A 14,122-nucleotide genomic window follows, 5' to 3' on the forward strand; every position below is an offset into this window, starting at 1 on the left:
AGGCCCGGGGCGAGGAGCGATGGCACAGAAGCAGCAGCCCGGCGACGGCGAGGGGGACCACGGCGCCGGCCGGGACGAGGCCGGGCGCGGGACGCCCAGCCCGCCCGACGTCACCGCTCCGACCGCCGCCCTCCCGGCCACCGGCACCGGAGGGCACACCCCCGGCCGGGGCGGCGCGGCCCCGCTCGGCACCGTCGGGGACGGCCGCTACCGGCTGACCCACCGGCTCGGCCGCGGCGGCATGGCGGAGGTCCTCGCCGCCCAGGACGTCCGGCTCGGCCGGACCGTCGCCGTCAAGCTGCTCCGCCCCGAGCTGGCCCAGGACGACATCGCCCGGCTGCGCTTCAGCCGCGAGGCGCAGTCGGTCGCCGGCCTCAACCACCACTCGATCGTCGCCGTGTACGACACCGGCGAGGAGCACCAGGGCGACGAGTCCACGCCCTACATCGTGATGGAGCTGGTCGAGGGCCGCACCGTCCGCGAGCTGCTGGTGGACGAGGAGGCCCCGCCGGTCGACCAGGCGCTGATCATCATCGCCGGGGTCCTGGAGGCGCTCGCCTACAGCCACCGGCACGGCATCGTGCACCGCGACATCAAGCCCGCCAACGTGATCATCACGACCGGCGGCGCGGTCAAGGTGATGGACTTCGGCATCGCCCGGGCCCTCACCGGCGCCGCCAGCACCATGACCCAGACCGGCATGGTCATGGGCACCCCGCAGTACCTCTCGCCCGAGCAGGCCCTCGGCAAGGCGGTCGACCACCGCTCCGACCTGTACGCGGCCGGCTGCATGCTGTACGAACTGCTGACGCTGCGCCCGCCGTTCACCGGTGACACCCCGCTCTCGGTGGTCTACCAGCACGTCCAGGACGCGCCGGTGCCGCCATCGCAGGCCAACCGGCGGGTACCGGCCGGGCTCGACGCGCTGGTGCTGCGCTCGCTGGCCAAGAACCCCGACGACCGCTTCCAGGACGCCGACGAGTTCCGCGCGCACGTCCAGCACGCGCTGCGGCAGCTGCACGGCGCCGAGGCCGGCTACCCCGGTGCGGCGGCCGCGGCCGCCGCCGCCGGGCTCGCCGCCGCCGGCCAGGGCCACGGCGGAGCCTTCCCCGGCCCCGGGACGGGCGGCTCGGGCGGCTACGGCGGTTACGGCACGCCGGCGGCCGGCACCGCCGCCACCGAGCCGTTCGGCTCGGTGGGCCGGAGCGACCCGACCACCGCGCTGCCCTACCAGGCGGGCTCCCCCTACCAGACCCCCTCGGGGCCCTACCAGGGCCCGGGCGGGCCGAACGGCGGGGACGACGGCGGGGACGACGACGACCACCGCCGCGGTCCGTGGGGGTGGGTGGCCGGCGTGGTCGCCGTCCTGGTCGCGGCCGGGATCGGCATCGCCATCGCGGTGCAGGCCGGCAACAACGACAACGGCGACACGCCCCGCACCCCGGCGGTGACCACCACGTCGGCCCCGGAGGCGACGCAGAGCTCGCCGTCCGCGCTGCCCTCGCCGTCCGCCACCAGGCAGACCCAGGCGCCGACGGACAGCCAGACCTTCGTGCCCACCCCGACGCCGACCCGGCACAGCACGCCGTCGCCCTCGCCCTCGCCGACCGCGACGGCCACCAAGTCGCCGACGGCGACGGCCTCGCCGACGGCGACCACGTCCCCGAGCGCGACGACCGAGCCGTCCGGGACCGCCCCCGCGCCGACCGGGGGCCCGCCCAAGACGACCCTGCCGCCGGTCCTGCCCTGACGACCCGCCGGGTCAGTTGGTGAAGGCGTCCAGGACCTGTTCGTACTCCTGGCACCACCAGGCCAACTGACCCGCCGTCGCGGGGAACAGCGGATCGGCGCGGTGGTCGCCGCGCTGGTAGTGCCACTGCAGGATCCAGAAGTCGTTCAGCCGCTCCCACCAGACCCGGTGCACCGCCGCGGCCAGCTCCTCCGGGCGGACCGCGCCGGCGGCCCGGTAGGCCTGGGAGTACCGGCGGACCCGGACCAGGTCGAGCACTCCGGTCACCGGATCGTTGAAGAGCAGGGTGGCGCCGCGCACCGCCTCCTCGGCCTGCGGCTGCGGGCCGAGCTTGTCCCAGTCGAGGACGGTCGCCACCCGGCCCTCCCGGTACAGCAGGTTGAGGCCGTGGAAGTCCCCGTGGGTCCAGCCGGTGCGCGGGGCCGCGTCCGGCGCCGGGCGGCGGTGGGCGAAGTCGGCCAGCAGGTCGAGCCGCTCGGTCAGCCGCTGCTCGGCCAGCGCGTCGAAGGCCCCGTACGGGTGGTGTCCGCGCGCCCGCAGGCGCAGGGCGGCGGCCAGCCGGGCGCTCTCGCGCGGGTCGGCGCTGCGGTAGCCGGCCGGCTGCGGCGGGGCGGCGCAGACCTCGTCGAGCGCGCCGTGCAGCCGGGCGAGCAGCGCGCCGAGCGCCTCGCACTGCGGCAGGTCGAGCCCGGTCCCGTGCCGGTGCCGGCCCTCGACCCAGGGGAAGAGCGCGAAGAGGCGGTCGCCGAAGGCGGTCACCGTACGGCCGTCGGCGGCGGCCAGCGGCGGTGCGACGGGTAGTCCGCGCGCGTGCAGGCCGGCGCTCGCGCGGTGCTGGCCGGCGATGACCGGACGGCTCGCGGTGGCGGCGTCCACGTAGCACTTGAGGAAGTACGAGCCGGCCTCGGTGGTGATCCGGTAGCCCCGGTTGAGCAGTCCCTCCGCGACGGGCAGGGCCTCCAGCAGCCGGCCCACCGGGTAGGTCCGCAGGACGGCGGCCAGCGCGGAGTGCGGCACGGGCGGGCTGAGCGTCCCTATCGGCGGGGCCTGGAGGTCGGGCCGGGCCGGGGCGCAGGCCAGGGCCGCGGTGGGAGGTGTGCGGGGAGCGGGGGGCCGGATCGCCGCGGCCGTGGCTGAGAGTGCTTGTGGGCTCACGGCCAGAGCGTAGGGCCCCCCGGTGGGGGCCCTTGACAAGTCGCCTCCGATGTGAACGGAGGCATCGGCTCAGTGGCTCTGGTCGGCCTGGTGGCGGGCCACGAAGGCGGCGGCCTGGGTGCGCCGTTCCATGCCCATCTTGGCCAGCAGGCTGGAGACGTAGTTCTTCACGGTCTTCTCGGCGAGGTGCAGTTCGTTGCCGATCTGCCGGTTGGTCATGCCCTCGCCGATCAGGTCGAGGATCCGGCGCTCCTGCTTGGTGAGCTGGGAGAGGCGCTCGTCCTGCTTCTCGCCGCCCTCGCGCAGCCGCTCCAGCACGCGGCTGGTGGCGACCGGGTCGAGCAGCGACCTGCCCGCCGCGACGTCCCGGACCGCGGTGATCAGGTCGGTGCCGCGGATCGCCTTGAGCACGTAGCCGGAGGCCCCGGCCATGATGGAGTCGAAGAGCGCCTCGTCGTCGGAGAACGAGGTGAGCATCAGGCACTTGACGTCCGGCAGCTGCGAGCGGATCTCGCGGCAGACCTCGACGCCGTTGCCGTCCGGCAGCCGGACGTCGAGCACCGCCACGTCGGGGTGCACGGCCGGGATCCGGGCGAGGGCCTCGGCGGCGGTGCCGGCCTCGCCGACGACCTCGATGTCGCCCTCGACGGACAGCAGTTCGTGGACGCCCCGCCGGACCACCTCGTGGTCGTCGAGAAGAAATACTCTGATATGTCCGTTTGTCGTCACCTCCAAAGAGTCCCACACCGGATGCCCGGGGACCCGCCGTCCGCCACGGCGTGCGCCGCCCCCGGGCCCGCGCCCCGCCCGCCCCGGTCCGCGAACGCGCCCGCGCACCGCCGGTGCGCGGCCCGTCACCCGTCGTCCGAACGGAAAACCGATCCCCATTACCCCCTTACGCGGAGCCCGCTGCCCGGATAGCGTGCGCAGGTGTCCTGACGGCCACCACCGTGAGAGCTGCGCCACACCCGCCGCTCCCGGACGTGAACAACTAGGACGTCCTAGCGCAAGCGCGCCAAGGGCGGTCGCTGGGTAACGTTCTCGTGAGGTACGCCGTCGGAAGAGGATCACCACCTGCCCCGCAGCCGGTGCGCACACCCACGCGCGCCTCGCGAGGCGGTGACCGGACCGGTCACCGGCGACCCCGGGCGGCCGGACAGACCGAGGAGTGAACGTGACCGTCAAAAGCACGGCGAGGGCGCGCAAGAAGGCCGCCCCGGCCGTCCCTGACAACCTCCCCGCAGGTTCGGGAGCCCAGCCGGAGCTGATCCAGTTGCTCACCCCCGAGGGTGAGCGGGTCGAGCACCCGGACTATCCGCTCACCACCACCCCGGACGAGCTCCGCGACCTCTACCGCGACCTCGTCCTGGTACGGCGTTTCGACGCCGAGGCCACGTCGCTGCAGCGCCAGGGCGAGCTCGGCCTGTGGGCCTCGCTGCTCGGCCAGGAGGCCGCCCAGGTCGGTTCGGGCCGCGCCATGCGCCCCGGCGACTACGCCTTCCCCACCTACCGCGAGCACGGCGTCGCCTGGTGCCGGGACGTGGACCCGCTCAACCTGCTCGGCATGTTCCGCGGCGTGAACCACGGCGGCTGGGACCCGAACGAGAAGAACTTCCACCTCTACACCATCGTGATCGGCGCGCAGGCCCTGCACGCCACCGGATACGCGATGGGCATCACCAAGGACGGCACCGACGACGCGGTGATCGCGTACTTCGGTGACGGCGCCTCCAGCCAGGGCGACGTCAGCGAGGCCTTCACCTTCGCCTCGGTCTACAACGCGCCGGTCGTCTTCTTCTGCCAGAACAACCAGTGGGCGATCTCCGAGCCGACCACCACCCAGACGAAGATCCCGCTGTACCGCCGCGCCTCCGGCTTCGGCTTCCCCGGCGTCCGCGTCGACGGCAACGACGTGCTGGCCTGCCTCGCGGTCACCCGCTGGGCACTGGACCACGCCCGCAGCGGCAACGGCCCGGTGCTGGTCGAGGCCTTCACCTACCGGATGGGCGCCCACACCACCTCGGACGACCCCACCCGCTACCGGCTCGCCGAGGAGACCGAGGCCTGGCGCGCCAAGGACCCGATCTCCCGCCTCAAGGCCCACCTGGACCGCGAGGGCCTGGCCGACGAGGCGTTCTTCGCCGAGGTCGAGGCCAGGAGCGAGGAGCTGGGCCTGCGGGTCCGCGAGGGCGTCCGCTCCATGCCGGACCCGGACCCGACCCTGATCTTCGACCACGTGTACGCGGAGCCGCACACGCTGGTCGACGAGGAACGGGCCGAGTACACCGCGTACGCGGCCTCCTTCGAGGGCGGGGAGAACCTCTGATGGCCGGTCAGCTCAGCATCGCGAAGGCGCTCAACGAGGCCCTGCGCAAGTCGCTGGAGAGCGACCCCAAGACGCTGCTGATGGGTGAGGACATCGGCAAGCTCGGCGGCGTCTTCCGGATCACCGACGGACTGCAGAAGGACTTCGGCGACAGCCGGGTCATCGACACCCCGCTCGCCGAGTCGGGCATCGTCGGCACCGCGATCGGCCTCGCGCTGCGCGGCTACCGCCCGGTGGTGGAGATCCAGTTCGACGGCTTCGTCTACCCGGCCTTCGACCAGATCGTCTCCCAGCTCGCCAAGATGCACGCCCGCGCGCTCGGGCACGTCAAGCTCCCCGTCACCGTCCGCATCCCGTACGCGGGCGGCATCGGCGCGGTCGAGCACCACAGCGAGTCGCACGAGGCGTACTTCGCGCACACCGCCGGCCTGCGGGTGGTCAGCCCCTCCAACGCGCACGACGCGCACTGGATGCTGCGCCAGGCGATCGCCTCGGACGACCCGGTGATCTTCCTGGAGCCCAAGCGCCGCTACTGGGACAAGGGCGAGGTCGGCGACGCCGCCGACCTGCCGCTGTACGACGCCCGGATCGCGCGCTCCGGCACCGACGCCACGCTGATCGCCTACGGCCCGATGGTCAAGGTCTGCCTGGACGCCGCCGCCGCGGCCCAGGAGGACGGCCGCAGCCTGGAGGTCGTCGACCTGCGCTCGCTCTCCCCGGTGGACTTCGCGGCCCTGGAGGCCTCGGTCAAGCGCACCGGACGCGCCATCGTGGTGCACGAGGCACCGGTCTTCCTCGGCATGGGCGCCGAGCTCGCCGCCCGCCTCACCGAGCGCTGCTTCTACCACCTGGAGGCGCCGGTCCTGCGGGTCGGCGGCTACCACGCGCCCTACCCGCCCTCCCGGGTGGAAGAGGCCTTCCTGCCCGATCTGGACCGCGTGCTCGACGCCGTCGACCGCTCGTTCGCGTACTGAGCCAGGGAGCGATGATGACCACCGAAGTTCGCTCGCTGCGCGAGTTCAGGATGCCGGACGTCGGGGAGGGCCTCACCGAGGCCGAGATCCTGACCTGGTACGTCAAGCCCGGCGATCCCGTCACCGACGGCCAGATCGTCTGCGAGGTGGAGACCGCGAAGGCGGCGGTCGAGCTGCCGATCCCGTTCACCGGGACGGTCGAGCAGCTGTTCTTCCCCGCGGGCGCGACGGTCGACGTCGGCACCGCGATCATCACGGTCGCGGTGGCCGGCGGGGCACCCGCCCCCGCCGCCGCGCCCGTGCCCGCGCCGGTCGCGGAGGCCGCCCCGGCCGCCGCCGAGCCGGAGCGCCGCGAGGTGCTGGTCGGCTACGGCCCCCGCACCGGCGGCGCGCAGCGCCGGGCCCGCAAGTCCACCACCGTCGCGGTCTCCAACGGCACCCCGGTGGCGGCCCCGGCCCCGGCGGCGGCGCCCGTCGCGCCCACCGCGCCGGCGCCCGTCCTGCCGGCGCAGGCCGTCGGCGAGCGGCCGCTGGCCAAGCCGCCGGTGCGCAAGCTCGCCAAGGACCTCGGGGTCGACCTGCGGACGGTCACCCCGACCGGCCCGGACGGCGTGATCACCCGCGAGGACGTCCACGCGGCGGCGGCGCCGCCCGCCGTGGTCGCCCCCGCCCCGGAGGTCGCGGCGGCGGAGCCGCTCGCCCCGGCCGCGGTGGCGGTCACCGGCGGCGAGGTGCGGATCCCGGTCAAGGGCGTCCGCAAGGCGACCGCGCAGGCGATGGTGGCCTCGGCCTTCACCGCCCCGCACGTGACCGAGTTCGTCCAGGTCGACGTCACCCGCACGATGAAGTTCGTCCGGCGGCTCAAGGAGACCGGCGAGCTGGGCCAGGGAGTCCGGGTCAGCCCGCTGCTGCTGGTCGCCAAGGCGCTGCTCACCGCGATCAAGCGCCACCCGGAGATCAACGCCTCCTGGGACGAGGCCGCGCAGGAGATCGTGATCAAGGGCCAGGTGAACCTCGGCATCGCCGCGGCCACCCCGCGCGGACTGATCGTGCCCAACATCAAGGACGCCGGCGCCCGGACCCTCTCCGGTCTGGCCACGGCGCTCGGCGAGCTGGTGGACACCGCGCGCCAGGGCAGGACCTCCCCGGCCGACATGCAGGGCGGCACCGTCACCATCACCAACGTGGGCGTCTTCGGCGTCGACACCGGCACCCCGATCCTCAACCCCGGCGAGGCCGCCATCCTGGCCTTCGGCGCGGTCCGGGACATGCCGTGGGTGCACAAGGGCAAGGTGGTGCCGCGCCAGGTGACCACGCTGGCGCTCTCCTTCGACCACCGCCTGGTGGACGGGGAGCTGGGGTCCAAGGTGCTGGCGGACGTCGCCGCGCTGCTGGAGCGCCCCAAGCGCCTGATCACCTGGGGCTGACACCCGCCGGAACCGGCACAGGGCCGTACCCCCACCGCGGTGGGGGTACGGCCCTGTCGCGCGTGCCGACGGTGCGCCGGCGGGGGAGACCGACCCCTTCCGCCGACGGCGTCCGTCCCCGCCGGGTCGGCAGGCGGGGGCGGAGGTTTTTTCGGAGGCTCCGCGGGCCCCGCTCCGGGATACTGCCGGGATGGTCGAACAGCAGCTCATGGCCCAGCCGGTGGGGGACCCGCCGGACCACGACCGGCGCCGCTCGCTGCGCCGGGACGCCTCCCTCCCGGCCCTGCTCGCCGGGCTGGTCTGCATCGTCGTCTCGTTCTCGGGCCCGCTGGTGGTCGTCCTCGCCGCGGCGGCGGCCGGCAGGCTCGACCAGGCGCACACCGCCTCCTGGATCTGGGCCGTGGCCGTCGGCAGCGGCCTGACCTGCCTGCTGCTCAGCTGGTGGACCCGGCTGCCGGTGATCACAGCCTGGTCCACCCCGGGCGCGGCCCTGCTGGTGACCAGCCTCGGCGCCTACCCGTACCGGGAGGCGGTCGGCGCGTACCTGGTGAGCGGGGTGGTGGTCGTGCTGTTCGGGGTCACCGGGCTGTTCGGGCGGCTGATCCGGGCGATCCCGGCCGGGATCGTGAACGCGATGCTCGCCGGGATCCTGTTCTCCTTCGGCACCGGCATCTTCACCGCCCTGCACGGCGCGCCGGCCCTGGTACTGGGCACCTTCGCGGCCTTCCTGCTGGCCAAGCGGCTGGCGCCGCGCTACGCCGTACCGGTCGCGCTGGTGGCGGGCGGGGTGCTGGCGGCGGTCACCGTGGGCCTGCCGCTGCACCTGGGCGGGGCCGCCGGCCCGACCCGGCCGGTGTTCACCGTGCCGGCCCTCTCCTGGCCGTCCCTGGTCGGCCTCGCGCTGCCGCTGACCATCGTCGCGCTGGCCTCGCAGAACGCCCCCGGGCTCGGCGTGCTGCGGGCCTTCGGCTACCAGCCGGACGACCGGCTGCTGATCGGGGCCACCGGCGGCGTCTCGGTGCTGCTGGCGCCGTTCGGCTCGCCGGGGATCAACATCGCGGCCATCACCGCCGCGATCTGCGCCGGGCCGGAGAGCCACCCGGACCCGCGCCGCCGGTACGTGGCCGGGATGTCGGCCGGGGCGCTGTACCTGGTGGTCGGCACCTTCGGCGGGGTGCTGGTCGGCCTGTTCGCCGGCCTGCCCGAGGAACTGGTCGCCGTCGTCGCCGGGGTCGCCCTGCTGGCCTCGCTGCAGGGCAGCCTGGCGGCGGCGGTCGCCGACGAGCAGGGGCGGGACGCCGCCGTGGTGACCTTCCTGGCGACGGCGTCCGGGATGTCGTGGTTCGGTATCGGCTCGGCCTTCTGGGGCCTCCTGCTCGGGGTCGGGGCGCATCTGCTGCTGCGTGCGCGGGTACCGGGGCGCTCCGGTCGCGGGGCGGCCGGCTGACGGGTGCGGCGGGTGGGCCGGCTGACGGGCGGCGGGCGGGCAGCTGCTCGGCCGGACGGCGGTCACCGGCCGAGTGCATGGCAAGTCATTGGTATGTCTGGGATGAGATGGATCTTCGGCCACTCCAGTGACATTGGGATCCCTTGGTAGGGGAGCGGCACGTCCGGGGGGTACGTCTTGGCGACCCCCACCCGAGCGCCCGCCGGGTGACCGGATCCCCTAGGACGCACCCGCATGCCGCCTGGCAACCCTGGCCGGCTCGTCCGGAGTCTGGCCGCGCTCGTCCTGCTGTCCACCGCCGTGCTCCCGGCCGCCCTGGAGCTGGCCGGCCCCGCGCCCTTCGGCGCGATCGGGGCCGGCGCCCCGGCCGACCGCGCGGCCCCGCCGCACACGGTGAAACGGGCCGACCTCCGGGCCGCCGGCTCCGCGCCGACCATCGACATACGCCGCACCGGCGATCCGGCCGACCGGATCACGCTGGTCCTGCTCGGCGACGGCTACACCGCCGACGAGCAGGAGCTCTTCCGCGAACAGGCCGACCGGGCCTGGAAGGCGCTGATGGAGATCGAGCCGTTCCGCAGCTACCAGGGGTTCTTCAACATACGGCGGGTCGAGGTCGTCTCCCCGGTGTCCGGCATCGTCGAGAGCGACAGCCACGACCACCGGAGCGAGACGCCGCTGGGCATGCACTTCTGGTGCGACGGCACCGCCCGGCTGCTCTGCGCGGACGAGGGTGCCACCGCCCGCCTGGCCGGGGACGGCGAGGGCCCCCAGTACCTGATCGCGCTGGCGAACTCCACCGAGTACGGCGGCGCCGGCGGCACCGGGGTGACCACCCTCGCGGGCGGCAGCCCGGACGCCGGCCGGATCATCCAGCACGAGATCGGACACACGGTCGGCGACCTCGGCGACGAGTACGACAGCGCCCCCGACGACGCCGACTACCCCAACCTGGCGACCGAGAACGCCGACGAGATGCGTCGCAAGCAGGTCAAGTGGTGGCGCTGGCTGGGCGCCCAGTCCCCGGACGGCGGCGGGACGGTCGGGGCCTACCGCAGTGCCAACGGCATCTACCGGCCCACCCCCGACTCCGTGATGCGCACGCTCGGCGGGACGTACAACCTGCCCTCGCGGGAGGCGATCATCGAGCAGATCTACCGTCGCGTCGGCCCGACCGACAGCCCGGTGCCACCCGCCGGCGAGGTCGGCGGCCGGCCCCGGCTGGAGGTCCGCCCGCTGCCGCTGGCCGGGGCCAGGCAACTGCAGGTGGAATGGAAGGTCGACGGGGTGCCGGTGCGGCCGCCGCCCGCCGACCCCGGCACGCTGGACACCGCCGCGCTGGACCTGGCGCCGGGTCGCGAGGCGACCGTCACGGCCGTCGTCCGGGACACCACGGACTGGGTGCGGGACGAAGCGTTCCGGGACCGCTACATGACCCGCACCGTGACCTGGACGCTCAAGGGCTGACGCCGCCGGCCGCCCGGCCGGCCTCTCGGTCCGGCCGCCGGAGGTCGCCGGCGTTCGGGCGCCCGGATCCTTCGTGTCCGGATCCCGCACCCCCGCCTCGGGTTCGGTAGGCGGACTGACTAATCTGGCCACACTATGACCGTGGACCCTGCCAGAACCGCCAGCCCGCCGCCCGCACCCGGTCCCGCACCCGCCGTCGCGCCCACGGCGCCGCCCGCGCCGGGCGCGCCGTCCGCCCTCGTCCTGCCGCCCGGCGGGCGGGCCGCCTGGGCCGCCTGGTCGATCGGCGTCAGCGCCTACTTCCTCGCGGTGATCCACCGGACCAGCCTCGGGGTGGCCGGGCTCGACGCCGCCGAGCGCTTCGGCATCGGCGCCTCGGCACTGTCCACCTTCTCCATCCTCCAGGTGCTGGTCTACGCGGCGATGCAGATACCGGTCGGTCTGCTGATCGACCGGTACGGGCCGCGCAGGGTCCTGCTGACCGGGGTGGTGCTGCTCAGCGCAGGACAGCTCGCGTTCGCCTTCAGCTCCTCCTTCGCGCCGGCCCTGGCCTCCCGGGCGGTGCTGGGCTGCGGCGACGCGATGACCTTCATCGCCGTCCTGCGGATCGCCGCACGGTGGTTCCCGGCCGCCAAGAACCCGCTGGTGGCCCAGCTGACCGGCCTCGCCGGCATGGGCGGCAACCTGGTCACCACCGTCGTGCTCGCGCAGGCCCTGCACCGGGAGGGCTGGCAGGCCACCTTCACGGCCATCGCGCTGCTCGGAGTGGTGGTGGCGGCCCTGCTCGCGCTCTTCCTGCGCGAGGCCCCGCCCGCCGCCGGGCCCGTCCTCGTGCCCGGGCCCGCGGTCGGGTCGGCGCTCGGGTCCGCGGCGTCGAGGGCCGCGGACCTGCCCGTGGTACCGGCCGTGGCGGACCTCCCCGCCGCCCCCGTGGCCGCGTCGCCCGCCGCCCTCAGGCCGTCCGTACGGTCGCAGATCCGGGACTCCTGGCGTGAGCCCGGTACCCGGCTCGGGCTGTGGGTCCACTTCACCACCCAGTTCCCCGGCAACGCCTTCGGCCTGCTCTGGGGGCTGCCCTACCTGGTGGAGGGCCAGGGCATGACCCGCGGGCAGGCCGGCGGACTGCTCACCCTGCTGGTCTTCAGCAACATGGCCTTCGGGCTGTTCTTCGGCCGGCTGCTCTCCCGGACCACGAGGGCCCGGATGCCGATCACCCTCTCGGTGATCGCCGTCACCGGCGTCGGCTGGGCCGTCGCCCTGGCCTGGCCCGGTGCCCACCCGCCGGTCGGGCTGCTGGTCGTGCTGATCCTGCTGATGGGCAGCAACGGCCCGGCCTCGCTGGTCGGCCTCGACTACGCCCGGGCCCACAACCCGGTCGGGCGGCTCGGCACCGCCTCCGGCATCGCCAACATGGGCGGCTTCATCGGGACGATGGTCACCCTGTTCGGCATCGGCGTCCTGCTCGACGCGCTCTCCCCGGCCGGCGCCGGCAGCTACTCGGCCGAGGCCTACCGGTGGGCCTTCTGCTGGATGTACGTACCGCTGGCGGCCGGCACCCTGATGATCCTGCGGCTGCGCCGCAAGGTGGCCGCCGGCTGAGGCCTGCCGACGAGCCCCGCCGACGAGGCCTGTCGACGAAGTACCGCCGACGGGGCCTGCCCGGGGCGCGCCGGGCCCCGGGCTTGCGGAGCGTCCGGGCGGCTCAGTCGGCGGCGGGCGGTTCGTCGAGCGCCCGCATCAGGTCCGCGATCTGCCGGGCGGTCCCGTGCGCACGGGCCTCGTGCCGCTGCATCTCCACCATCAGCACCCCCTCCGGGGTGTCGGCCGGATCGGGTACGGCGGGCGCCGGAGCCAGCAGCCGGATCAGGTCGACCAGCTTCAGCTTCGCGCAGTGCGGGATCGCCCGGCTGCCCCTGATCCCGACCCGCTCCACACTCGGGCAGAAGTAGTAGGCGCCGAAGGGCGGCCCGCTGTCCTCCTCCCGGCTCGGCACCCGGAACTCCATCTCCCCGTGCCGGCAGTGCACCGTCCCGTCCGAGCGGACGTGCACGCCCGGCCCGTCGTCCGCGCCGAACTCCGCGACGATCTCGACCCGCTGCCCGACCGCCTCGGCCAGGGTCTCGGCCATCCGCCTCCGCTGGGTCGGCACATGGGCGTCGCCCCGGCGGATCGAGGGGAGGAGATCACGGGTGACCCACTCCTGGAAGGCCTGGGCGGAGGGCTTCGTCGACCTCATGACCAGGGTGTAGAGGCCGGCCTCGCTGACCAGGCCGAGCATCGGATTTCCGCGTACGTAGGGTTTCCCACCTGCGGGAACGCCGTATGCCTCAGAAATTCTGAGGGTTTCCGACCGCAGGTCGATGGTGCGTGCGTCGCCCGGCCGCACGATGCGCAGCGCCTCACTCGGGTTGGTGCGCCCCAGCGCCCTGCAGACGTCCGCCGTGACGAACCACGGCTCCCCGTCGATCAGCACGACCCTGATCGGCTGCCCGGTGACCGGGAAGCTCGATCGCACCAGCACCATTTCCTCGTCCATGACGCCCCTCGTCGTTCCGGTGATGAACTGCCCGGAACAACGAGGCCGAACGGGTGAGGTACTGGTGCCGAGGGCTCGTACGGGAGCGCGAGGTGCGCCACCCCGCGCGCGGCTGCCGGGACGCCCCGATCGGAGCGACCGGGGCGAGGGGAGTCACGGCAACCGCCGGGGGCGTCACGAGGTCAGGGCGTCACGGCGAAGGTGGCCAGGATCCGGGCGGCCAGCTCCTCGTCGCCCTCGACCTTGAGCGGGCCGGGCCGGCCGCGGCCGCAGGCGAGCCGCAGGTAGGTCTCCCAGCCGAGGGTGAACTGCACGTCGGGGGCGAGGCTGATGCCGTCGTCCACCGAACCGCGGCCCTCGGCGTCCACCCGCACCGTGCGCAGGAACTCGACCGGACCGGTGACGTCGAAGGCGACGGTGCTGCCGGCCGGTGCGCCGGCCGACTTGGCGACGACCCTGGGCAGGGCGGCCACCAGGTGGTCGCGGGTGATCAGGGCGGCGGCCGAGTCCAGGTTCCCGGGCTCGCCGAGTGCGCGGCGGAGGTCCTGCTCGTGCACCCAGACGTCGAAGACCCGGAGGCGGAGCAGCTCGTGGTACGGGAGGTCGCGGGCCAGCGGCCCGGCCGGCCAGCGGACCAGGTCGTCGGGCTCGTGGCGGGAGGTCCGCAGGGCGCGCGAGCGGCGGATGATCGTGTACTCCAGCTCGCCGGTCATCTCGGGCGAGGTGTGGCAGCGGCGCTTGTCGACCGGCATCTCCATGTACCGGGTGAACTCGTCCGTGACGTGCCGCAGGTCGCTCGGCACCGAGTGGATCGGCCGCGGGTCGCCCAGGAGCTCGGACTCGAAGGCGATGACGTGGGACACCACGTCCCGGACGGACCAGCCCGGGCACTCGGTCGCCCGGTTCCAGGCGTCGGCGGGCAGCGGAGCCACCAGCTCCGATATCGACTCGATGGACTGCGTCCACGCATCGGTGTATGCCTGCACGGTCTGGTTGTCCGTCACGGGAATCTCCGGCCCTCCGTCAGCTGCCCAACGCGC

11 protein-coding genes are annotated in these 14,122 nt (G+C 74.3%); 7 read left to right on the forward strand and 4 right to left on the reverse strand.

Translation table 11 applies throughout. The annotated features are described in order from the left end of the window. Positions 1 to 19 precede the first annotated feature (19 nt). Entirely contained in the window at positions 20 to 1,750 is a 1,731-nt protein-coding gene (locus ACFTWP_RS22440; protein ID WP_380266421.1) for a protein kinase, read from the forward strand. Positions 1,751 to 1,762: 12 nt separating this feature from the next. Here the strand turns inward: ACFTWP_RS22440 and ACFTWP_RS22445 are convergent, their stop codons facing one another. Beyond that, positions 1,763 to 2,788: a phosphotransferase enzyme family protein gene (locus ACFTWP_RS22445; RefSeq protein ID WP_380266480.1), complete on the reverse strand. Its 1,026-nt coding sequence runs from the start codon at positions 2,786 to 2,788 to the stop codon at positions 1,763 to 1,765. 186 nt (positions 2,789 to 2,974) lie between these two features. Continuing rightward, positions 2,975 to 3,634, reverse strand: a complete 660-nt coding sequence (locus ACFTWP_RS22450; RefSeq protein WP_380266422.1) for a response regulator — start codon at positions 3,632 to 3,634, stop codon at positions 2,975 to 2,977. A 445-nt stretch (positions 3,635 to 4,079) separates the two neighbouring features. Between ACFTWP_RS22450 and pdhA the strand changes: the two genes are divergently transcribed. From pdhA to ACFTWP_RS22480, 6 genes are all read left to right on the forward strand, one after another. Then, positions 4,080 to 5,231 carry a pyruvate dehydrogenase (acetyl-transferring) E1 component subunit alpha gene (gene pdhA, locus ACFTWP_RS22455; RefSeq protein ID WP_380266423.1) on the forward strand — a complete coding sequence of 384 codons (1,152 nt, stop codon included), beginning with the start codon at positions 4,080 to 4,082 and terminating at the stop codon, positions 5,229 to 5,231. Next, complete coding sequence (locus ACFTWP_RS22460; protein ID WP_380266424.1) at positions 5,231 to 6,205, forward strand: alpha-ketoacid dehydrogenase subunit beta; 975 nt, start codon at positions 5,231 to 5,233, stop codon at positions 6,203 to 6,205. Before pdhA ends, ACFTWP_RS22460 begins: the two co-directional genes overlap by 1 nt. Positions 6,206 to 6,219: 14 nt before the next feature. Further along, complete coding sequence (locus tag ACFTWP_RS22465) at positions 6,220 to 7,632, forward strand: dihydrolipoamide acetyltransferase family protein (RefSeq protein ID WP_380266425.1); 1,413 nt, start codon at positions 6,220 to 6,222, stop codon at positions 7,630 to 7,632. Between the two features lie 190 nt (positions 7,633 to 7,822). Beyond that, positions 7,823 to 9,079: a benzoate/H(+) symporter BenE family transporter gene (locus ACFTWP_RS22470; protein WP_380266427.1), complete on the forward strand. Its 1,257-nt coding sequence runs from the start codon at positions 7,823 to 7,825 to the stop codon at positions 9,077 to 9,079. Positions 9,080 to 9,313: 234 nt separating this feature from the next. After that, a complete protein-coding gene (locus tag ACFTWP_RS22475) occupies positions 9,314 to 10,546 on the forward strand; it encodes a M64 family metallopeptidase (protein WP_380266428.1) in 1,233 nt (410 codons plus the stop codon). Positions 10,547 to 10,681: 135 nt separating this feature from the next. After that, on the forward strand, positions 10,682 to 12,145 hold the full coding sequence (locus tag ACFTWP_RS22480) for a nitrate/nitrite transporter (RefSeq protein WP_380266429.1): 1,464 nt from the start codon (positions 10,682 to 10,684) through the stop codon (positions 12,143 to 12,145). 103 nt (positions 12,146 to 12,248) lie between these two features. Here ACFTWP_RS22480 and ACFTWP_RS22485 read toward each other — a convergent pair whose 3' ends face one another. Together ACFTWP_RS22485 and ACFTWP_RS22490 are read right to left on the reverse strand one after the other, a co-directional pair. After that, positions 12,249 to 13,082: a Bro-N domain-containing protein gene (locus ACFTWP_RS22485; protein WP_380266430.1), complete on the reverse strand. Its 834-nt coding sequence runs from the start codon at positions 13,080 to 13,082 to the stop codon at positions 12,249 to 12,251. A 182-nt stretch (positions 13,083 to 13,264) separates the two neighbouring features. Then, the gene (locus ACFTWP_RS22490) at positions 13,265 to 14,086 is read right to left on the reverse strand and encodes a maleylpyruvate isomerase family mycothiol-dependent enzyme (protein WP_380266431.1); all 822 of its coding nucleotides are present in this window, start codon (positions 14,084 to 14,086) and stop codon (positions 13,265 to 13,267) included. Positions 14,087 to 14,122: the final 36 nt, after the last annotated feature.

Origin of the sequence: Kitasatospora sp. NPDC057015 (assembly GCF_042673745.1) — a bacterium.
Classification (GTDB): Bacteria; Actinomycetota; Actinomycetes; order Streptomycetales; family Streptomycetaceae; genus Kitasatospora.

What these genes read in the sequence shown, in the direction of transcription:
- ACFTWP_RS22465 (WP_380266425.1), top strand. Translation starts at nt 6,220, where the DNA reads ATGACCACCGAAGTTCGCTCGCTGCGCGAGTTCAGGATGCCGGACGTC.
- ACFTWP_RS22485 (WP_380266430.1), bottom strand. Translation starts at nt 13,082, where the DNA reads ATGGACGAGGAAATGGTGCTGGTGCGATCGAGCTTCCCGGTCACCGGG.
- ACFTWP_RS22480 (WP_380266429.1), top strand. Translation starts at nt 10,682, where the DNA reads ATGACCGTGGACCCTGCCAGAACCGCCAGCCCGCCGCCCGCACCCGGT.
- ACFTWP_RS22470 (WP_380266427.1), top strand. Translation starts at nt 7,823, where the DNA reads ATGGTCGAACAGCAGCTCATGGCCCAGCCGGTGGGGGACCCGCCGGAC.
- ACFTWP_RS22460 (WP_380266424.1), top strand. Translation starts at nt 5,231, where the DNA reads ATGGCCGGTCAGCTCAGCATCGCGAAGGCGCTCAACGAGGCCCTGCGC.
- ACFTWP_RS22440 (WP_380266421.1), top strand. Translation starts at nt 20, where the DNA reads ATGGCACAGAAGCAGCAGCCCGGCGACGGCGAGGGGGACCACGGCGCC.
- ACFTWP_RS22475 (WP_380266428.1), top strand. Translation starts at nt 9,314, where the DNA reads ATGCCGCCTGGCAACCCTGGCCGGCTCGTCCGGAGTCTGGCCGCGCTC.